The sequence below is a fragment of the Streptomyces sp. NPDC002403 genome, from assembly GCF_053593015.1.
On sequence record NZ_JBSFBQ010000115.1, the window covers coordinates 1 to 7,418 of the forward strand.

At 68.5% G+C, this 7,418-nt stretch carries 5 protein-coding genes and 2 pseudogenes; 6 read left to right on the top strand and 1 reads right to left on the bottom strand.

Translation table 11 applies throughout. The features are described 5' to 3' along the window. Positions 1–39: 39 nt before the first annotated feature. Positions 40–405 carry a hypothetical protein gene (locus tag ACWCPY_RS42515; RefSeq protein ID WP_451274468.1) on the bottom strand — a complete coding sequence of 122 codons (366 nt, stop codon included), beginning with the start codon at positions 403–405 and terminating at the stop codon, positions 40–42. Between the two features lie 29 nt (positions 406–434). On the opposite strand from ACWCPY_RS42515, the gene ACWCPY_RS42520 reads away from it, so the two are divergent. The 6 genes and pseudogenes from ACWCPY_RS42520 to ACWCPY_RS42545 form a co-directional block, all read left to right on the top strand. Further along, entirely contained in the window at positions 435–560 is a 126-nt protein-coding gene (locus ACWCPY_RS42520) for a hypothetical protein (RefSeq protein ID WP_451274470.1), read from the top strand. Between the two features lie 55 nt (positions 561–615). Then, positions 616–1,170, top strand: a complete 555-nt coding sequence (locus tag ACWCPY_RS42525; RefSeq protein WP_451274472.1) for an HAD family hydrolase — start codon at positions 616–618, stop codon at positions 1,168–1,170. Between the two features lie 374 nt (positions 1,171–1,544). Then, the gene (locus ACWCPY_RS42530) at positions 1,545–2,327 is read left to right on the top strand and encodes a phosphotransferase family protein (RefSeq protein ID WP_451274476.1); all 783 of its coding nucleotides are present in this window, start codon (positions 1,545–1,547) and stop codon (positions 2,325–2,327) included. Positions 2,328–3,929: 1,602 nt separating this feature from the next. After that, positions 3,930–4,337 (top strand): annotated as a pseudogene (locus ACWCPY_RS42535) (IS110 family transposase); the annotation flags it as partial. A gap of 1,143 nt (positions 4,338–5,480) precedes the next feature. Then, positions 5,481–6,758 (top strand): hypothetical protein, encoded by a 1,278-nt coding sequence (locus ACWCPY_RS42540; protein WP_451274474.1) that lies wholly within the window; start codon positions 5,481–5,483, stop codon positions 6,756–6,758. A gap of 511 nt (positions 6,759–7,269) precedes the next feature. Beyond that, positions 7,270–7,418, top strand: a pseudogene (locus ACWCPY_RS42545) (Uma2 family endonuclease); the annotation flags it as partial.

Here is a 7,418-nt window from a genome sequence, read left to right on the forward strand (position 1 = left end):
CTGCGCCGAGCTCGCAGGTCTTGAAGGAGCGCTGGGTGATCATTCGGTGTTGGTGTAGTCGAGGAATTCGGCGACGGCGGGGATCCCGCGGCGGCGGGCGAGTTTCTTTCGCAGGTCTTCCAGGGTGTGGGTGCCGCGGGCGGAGGTGACGCCTCCCATCTGGTCGACGGCGTCGTGGGCGGTGGCCACGGCGGCATCGACGTCTCCGAGACCGAGGTGGGCTTCGGCGAGCTGGGCGAGGTAGATCGCGTGGCCGCGGGGGAAGGCGTCGCCGTTGTATGCCTCCTGGTCGGTGTGGACGGTGGAGGCCTCCAGGAAGTGGGCGAGGGCCTGTTTGGGGTTGCCCAGGTTGAGGGCGGAGCTGCCGATGAGCTGGTGGGTCTCGCCGAGGTTGTAGCGGCACAAGCCTCCTGCGCAGTGCCCGCCTGCTGCGCATGGGCGGCGCACGTGTCGGCACGGCCGTGTGCATCCTGGACCGGGATGCGGGTGCTGCCACCCTGCTCGCCGGCCACCACATGGTCCTGCGCGCCCTGGTCCAAGACCCGGACGGTGCCCGGTGACCGCGCCCCGCGAAGCGGCGCTGTTCGACCTGGACGGGGTGCTCCTGCCGCCGCAGTGCGCTCCACCCTCGCGGCGGTTGCCACCTGCGCTCTCGGCCGCCGGGTGACGCCGGATGACCTTTCGCCCGCTGCCCTGCGCCGCCCCCGCTGCGAGGTCCTGGCGCTCCTGGACGTCGCCGATCCCGACGACGCCTGCGACCGGTGGTGGGACGGCGCGGCGTCAACCCTCCCCGTCGAACCGTTCCCCGGGATTCTCACCGGGCTGCTGGCCCTGCGCGCGCAGGGCACCGCCGTCGGCGTCGTCACGGTCCAGGACCCCGACCGACTGCGGTGGATGCTGCCACCAGCCCTAACCGACATGCTGGAGGTCGTCGTCACACGACAGGACGCGCCGCCCAAACCGGCCCCCGACGGGCTGCATCTCGCCCTGATCCGCCTCGACGTCCCCTCGCAGCGTGCGGTGTTCGTAGGGGACAGCCCCACCGACATGGCCTGGGGCTGGCACCCTCCCGCCGCCCTGCGCGCCGCCGGGGCCAGCCACCTCCTGCCAGAACCAGCCAGCATCGGACCGTCCCTGCTCAACCACCTGCCCCGAATCCACAGCGCGTGACCCACCCGCCGCACTACAGTGAAGGGGCGCCCCACGGGCGCCCCTTCCACACTCCTGCACCCAGAGGACACAGGCGAATGCGCGTGATGCCGCGACGAGCGGCCGGCGCCGAGCCGGAGCACTGAGAACGCGGACCCCCGCCCCCTCAGCCCCGACCCCGGTCCGGCCCGGCGCGCACCCCCGTCACCCCGTCGCCACCCCCTGGACCTCTGAGAGCTGCCCCGATGCCTGTACCGCCCACCAGCGGCCGTCTGCAATAGACCGACGTCCCCACAGCGCTGCGCGCCCGCCTCGAAGAGGCCCTCGGCGCACCCGTCACCGATACCGTCACCCCCGGCGGCGGCTTCGGCCACCAGCTGGCCGCCGCCCTGCGTCTGGCCGACGGGCGACGGGCCTTCGTCAAGGCAGCCCCCGATACTGACCCGCTCACCGCCGCCAACGTCCACGAAGCCGCCGTCCTGGACACACTGCCTGACGGCGCACCGGCCCCGAAACTGCTGGGCATCCACCACGCCGCCGGATGGACAGCCGTCGTCATCGCCCACCTCGACGGCCCGCACCCCGATCTCTCCCCCGCCTCCGACGACGCCGGGCAGACATGGGCACTGCTGGACAAGCTCACCTCCAGCCCCGCCCCGGCACCGTACGCCGCGGCGGTCAGCACCACACCGTCCACCACGGCGGCCCTGCACGGCTGGGACGAACTTCTCCGCGATCCGCCGGCAGACCTCTCCCCCGCCGCCCGTGACCGCCTGCCGCAGCTCGCCGAACAGGAAGCCGCCTGGCCCGCCCTCGCCCACGGCAACCGCATCGTCCACGGAGACCTGCGGGCCGACAACATGGTCCGCGACCACCACCTCGGCGTGACCTTCGTGGACTGGGCACACGCCACCACCGGCCCGGCCTGCATCGACGCCGCTTCCCTCGCCCCGCAACTCGTCCTCGCCGGACACACGCCCGCAGACATCGCCCGCCTCCTGCGCGACCACCCCGCCACCGCCACCAACCCCCACACCACCACCGCGTTCCTCACCGCACTCACCGGTCACTGGCACCGCAACGCCCGTAAACCCGCACCCCCCGGAGCCCCCGGACTGCGCGCCTACCAGCACCGCGCCGCCGCCGGCCTCGCACTCCTCAACTACCGCCTGAGCTGAAACCACAGCAGCTCCCCTTCGTGCCGGTGCCCCCGGGCCACCGGCACGAAGGGGGCGACAGCCGCTGTACCGGGGCCAGGGAAGTACCGCAAGGCGGTCAAGCACACGTCCTCCGCGCGCGGCGCAAAGAACGGAGCAGGTCCTGGGCGTCGCCACCGGCAAATCAACCTGAGACGACCTCAGCAGAGCCGGAGCCACCGAAACCGTCCTGGACCTCCAACACCTCGACGTACTCCGCGGCATGCTCACTTGACCCAAGTACCCACCCAGCTACCTCTTCGGATTCCGGTCTGGCCGGTCGCACGTACGATCCCGGAATGACGACCCGCCGCCAGCCCTTGGGACCTGGCCCCACTGCACACAACCCCTGCGACCGCGGCGTGGGAGACGACCATCCTGGACCGGCAGCCCTCCGCGTCCACGCGACGGACGCCGATCTCGACGTGGGCACGCTGTATCGGCCCAACGCCGACACCCTCGCCGATATGCGTGCCCGAGGCGTGCTCGGTTGGCAACCGTCCGCAGCAGACGACGCCACCTCTCGTCCGTACGGCCACGGCGCAACGACCCAACAGGGGGACTGACCGGGCATCCGGCTGGCCGCAGGCGGAGTACCTCGTCCCTGCGTCGACTTCTGCATTACGGAGCACTGGAGAACCTGTCCTGTGAGCTCGACGGGCCCCTATCCATCCCATGGGCCGTGAGGTGCTGCGCGCCCTGGTCTCCCTGCACGGCCGCGCCAACCCGGAACTGGAGCGACTGTCGCGTCTTTCCGGGATCCGTCTTTGACCCTGCTGTAAAGCGCCGCCTTCGGCAGCGCCTCGTATGGGTGATGACATGGTGTACTGACCGCACCTTCGCGGGGCGGGGCCGTTGACCTTGGCATGCGAATGATCATGTGTGTGGCTGTTGGAGCAGTGCTGCTCGCCTCGGTGTCGGCGAACGCGCAGGCTGCCAGAAGCGGCGATGTCATCAGGACTCACCGGTGCACCCAGAGCAGGGACTACTGCATCGTCGTCGGGTACACCAAGACCTCACCCCGCAGGGTTCCGCTAATCATTGCCCACAAGGTGTCGGGTGTGAAGGGCCGGGCCTACTGGGCCCGGTGGTCGTACCAGAAGCCTGGGGGCAGCACGAAGTCCAGCGGTTGGAAGAGGGCCAGCTGGGCCGGTGACAACGGCAGAGCTCCTGGAGTCGCGGTCGAAACTCTGTGGGGGCATGGCGAACGGGCCGACGGGCCGCAGCTTCCCAAAGGGACGCTGCTGTGTACGCAGTTCAAGGGATCGAAGCAGAAGGCATGCTGGCGGCTCGGCTGACATGCCACCTTGTCTCCGGCGTAGCCGCGCCCCGGGACCGTCCCCCCCCGTTACCGTCTTTGTGGCTCCGCAATGGGGCTACCGGCCTTCGGGTCCGGCATGACTTCCCCCTTTGTTGCGGTTGATGATCCGGGGGGTGGTGTCACCGGGCCCGGAGGCATCGACGGACCGCTGATGAGGGGCTTGAGTACCGGCTTACCCGGGCCGGAAGAGCTCTCCGTAACGTGGGTGTGGCAGCTCGATGCCGAGGCAAGGCCGGACGAAAGCGTGATGGAGGGGCCTGCACGTGATCGACATCGGCGACATCGACGTCTTCCTCGGCCTGGACGTCGGCAAGAGCGAACACCACGCCACCGCCGTCACCCCGGCGGGCAAGAAGGCCTTCGACAAGCGGCTGCCCAACACCGAACCCAAGCTCCGCGAACTGTTCGCGAAACTCCAGGCCAAGCACGGAACGGTGCTGGTCGTCGTCGACCAGCCGGCCTCGATCGGTGCCCTGCCGCTGGCCGTGGCCCGGGACATGGGCTGCCCCGTGGCCTACCTTCCGGGGCTGACGATGCGGCGGATCGCCGATCTCTACCCGGGCGAGGCGAAGACGGACGCGAAGGACGCGTTCATCATCGCGGATGCGGCCCGCGCGATGCCGCACACGCTGCGGGCGATCGACGGCGAGGACGAGACGATCGCCGAGCTGGAGAGGAAGCCTGACACCCTGCTCCCACCATTTACGGCAAATGCCGGGAGCTGATACCGAAGCGGCCTCCCCAATAGCAGGACTGTAGGAGTTCCAGGTGGATGACGTACGTGGCGCGGAGAATGCAGCCCAGGAGCCTCCTGCCCCCAGGTTCCAGACGGACAGCGCAGGATGGGTATCACTGCACGGCACCGTGGAATGGTGGCGCAGCCAGATCAAATCCGATACCTGGCCAACCATTGCCGCGTAGATGGTGGGGGAAGGCGAAGCCGCGCTCCGGCCGGACACCTGTCGGCATATCGGCGCGACCACCGGCCGGCCGTGCAGGGTCGATACGCGCTTCGAGCCCTGCCCTCACCACGGCCCCGGCAACGAGAAGAACCGCTGCGGAACTTCCACGACCCAAAAGCGCGTCGTGCCGGTGGAACCTTGTCCTGAACGGGCCGTGCCGAATCACCCGGAGACATACGAGCGAATCCTTGAGAACCAGAGGGCGCAGGAGGCAGAGCTTCGTAGGTGCCAGGAGGCGCCTTCGACACCGTGCCCTTGTTCAGCCCGACCGCCTCGACGATGTCCTTCTGGCGCATGGGACGGCCGGCGGCGGTCACAGTGCCCAGAATTCTGTCGGCTGCACCGGGAACAGATACCGAGGCCGGGACAACAGTCGCCGCCACGCTTCCGGCAGCCTTGCCTGCCGTTTCAGGCTTCGGGATAGGGGCGGAAGCCTACGCGCGGGCCCTCGGTACATGAGGCTCGGCGTGGTGCTCCACGCGCCAGCGGTCAACCGTGTCTCTCCGGATGCCGGTCAACCGATGTACCGCGGACGCGGGAACACCAGCGCCCGCCCCAGCCGTGACGTACTCCCTGATCTGCCGCGCCGTCTCCCGTTCGGCTTCTTGCTGCTGCCGACGGATGGAACCGAACGCGCCGAGCACTGCCTCATGAGTGTCTGCGGTCATGGGCGAACGGTATCCGGACGTACCACGTCCACGCTCGCATCGTCGTCAAGGTCGAGAATCCGCTGGGCCTCGCGCTGGGGGGGGCGTCGTCGCGTGTATCCCATTTCCGCAGTTCACCCCCCGTTGTCAGACATGCCCCGTAACGTTGTTTGTCCTACTCGTGGCGGCTGCGGGGAGTACCTCAGTGGACGGCGATCTCGAGCGTGACAGCGACGAAGAACTCTTCCGGAACCCTGTTCACTACGAACCGGATGACTGCGGCCTCGACCTGGAACGGGCCGACCTCGGCGTCCCGCAGGGCGAAGACCTTCTGAAGAAGCTCCTGCGTATGCGAAAACGCGTCCCTGTCGAGCAGCGCGGACTCATCTGCCCCGACTGCCGCGACATCCGGCACCGGCGCGTCCCCATGTATCTCGTCCAACGTGATGGCGTGTGGCTTGCCTCCCATTACCGCAAACCCGGGGACAAGCCCATCAGCCACGAGTCCGACGAGCATCTCGCCCGCAAGGAACGCGTCGCGAAAGACTCCGAGGACCACGGCTTCCCGGCCGACATCGAGTCGCCGGCCGCCGACGGGCACGCGCGCCTCGATGTGCGCATCAACGGGGCCAACGGCATCGTCCTCGGGTACGAGCCGCAACTGAGCGCCCAGACCGCTCGCGGAATGCGTGCGCGAGAAGGGTTCCGGCGCCGCGGCGGCATCCAGTCCGTCTGGGACTTCGCCGACCCGGATCACACAGGAATCGGCACTGTCCCTTACGTCCGCACGCCCAACCTGCCGGCCTCTGTCATCCGCGTGCAGAAGAACCCCATCGCAATCCGGGACGGCAACTTCGTCCTGGAGGAGGGCCACTGCAGTCAGAGCGGAGCGCTCGACCGTTGCCCGGAGAAGCCCTACGACCCGGAAAATCCCACCGCCACTGGGTACTGCGGGGGCTGGCACCGAATCCTCGTCCCTGCTCATCAGTCGAGTGCCTTCGATGGCGACGGCGCCCTGACCCTCACCCAGTTCATCGTGGAAGCTGCGGCCGGCGAGCGGATCCCATTCCAGCGGGGCGGCCGCCACGGGTGGCTTCCCGCGCAGCAGTGGCAGCGGTACCTCGAGGCGAACGGCCCGGACCGGGACGACAAGGAACGCGAGACATCGGTACGGCAGGGGGATCGGCGCGACAAGTGCACTGAGGACCGCCCGGCTTCTGAGGTGCGGGCCGAACCGAGGCAGAAGCGTGAAAGCCGCACGATCATTCTGGAAACCCGAACCCAGGAAGCAGCCGCAGGCGGACAGGCGTGCCAGCCCCAGGTTCCCCTGGTCCCGCCTCAGCGGGCCGTCGACTGGAGCGACCGGAAGCACTGGGACGCGGTCCGGCTTCCCTGCCGGTACTGCGGTGCCGCAACGAACATGCGCGACCTTCAGCAGCGCCCCTCCTGCAAGGTCTGCCACGAGGAACACCAGCCAGCGTGAGAACCAGCACGTCCCCTACCCGGTTCTACCTGGCTCCCGACTGGGACCACTTTAACGAGCAAGGCGTACACATCACGCGCGGCAGCTGACGTCCTATGCCAGGGCAACCCGGCCGGTGTCGGTAGCGACGACCAGGTCGGGCCGCTCTCCGTTCGCCGCCCAGTACGGCACCCCGAGCGGGTCGACGTGTACTGCAGCAACCCGCCGTTCCGACGTTTCATCGTCTGCCAGGCCAGCCAGTGCTTGACTGGTCTGGCAGGTGGGACATTCAGGGAATCCTTAGGAGATCGTCTTGCCAACTGACCTCAGCCCCACCCGGCTTCCTGAGCTGCGGATCGATCTCGCCGAGAAGGTTTACAGCTTCAAGAAGTGATTCAGCAAGACACTGGTGTGCAGTTTGTTCGGCGCCGGCCCGCTGAACCTTGCGGCCACCACCATGCGTGGTGGCCGACGAGTGTGTGGCCGATACCCTAAGCCATCGGGACAGAGCTGGACGGAAGGAGCTACCAGGATGACGAGCGCGCCCGACTACGGCCACGGCATCGACTCCGAGCGCGCCCTCAAATACGCCGTTCAGCACATCCGCGGGGACCGCGTCCAGATCATCGAGGGGATCATCGAGCCCGTGTCACCGACCTGGGACCACGAACGGGCTGCCCG

Bases quoted from the DNA above. Each gene is read 5' to 3' on its own strand.
- ACWCPY_RS42520 (WP_451274470.1), top strand. From the start codon at position 435: ATGGGCGGCGCACGTGTCGGCACGGCCGTGTGCATCCTGGACCGGGAT.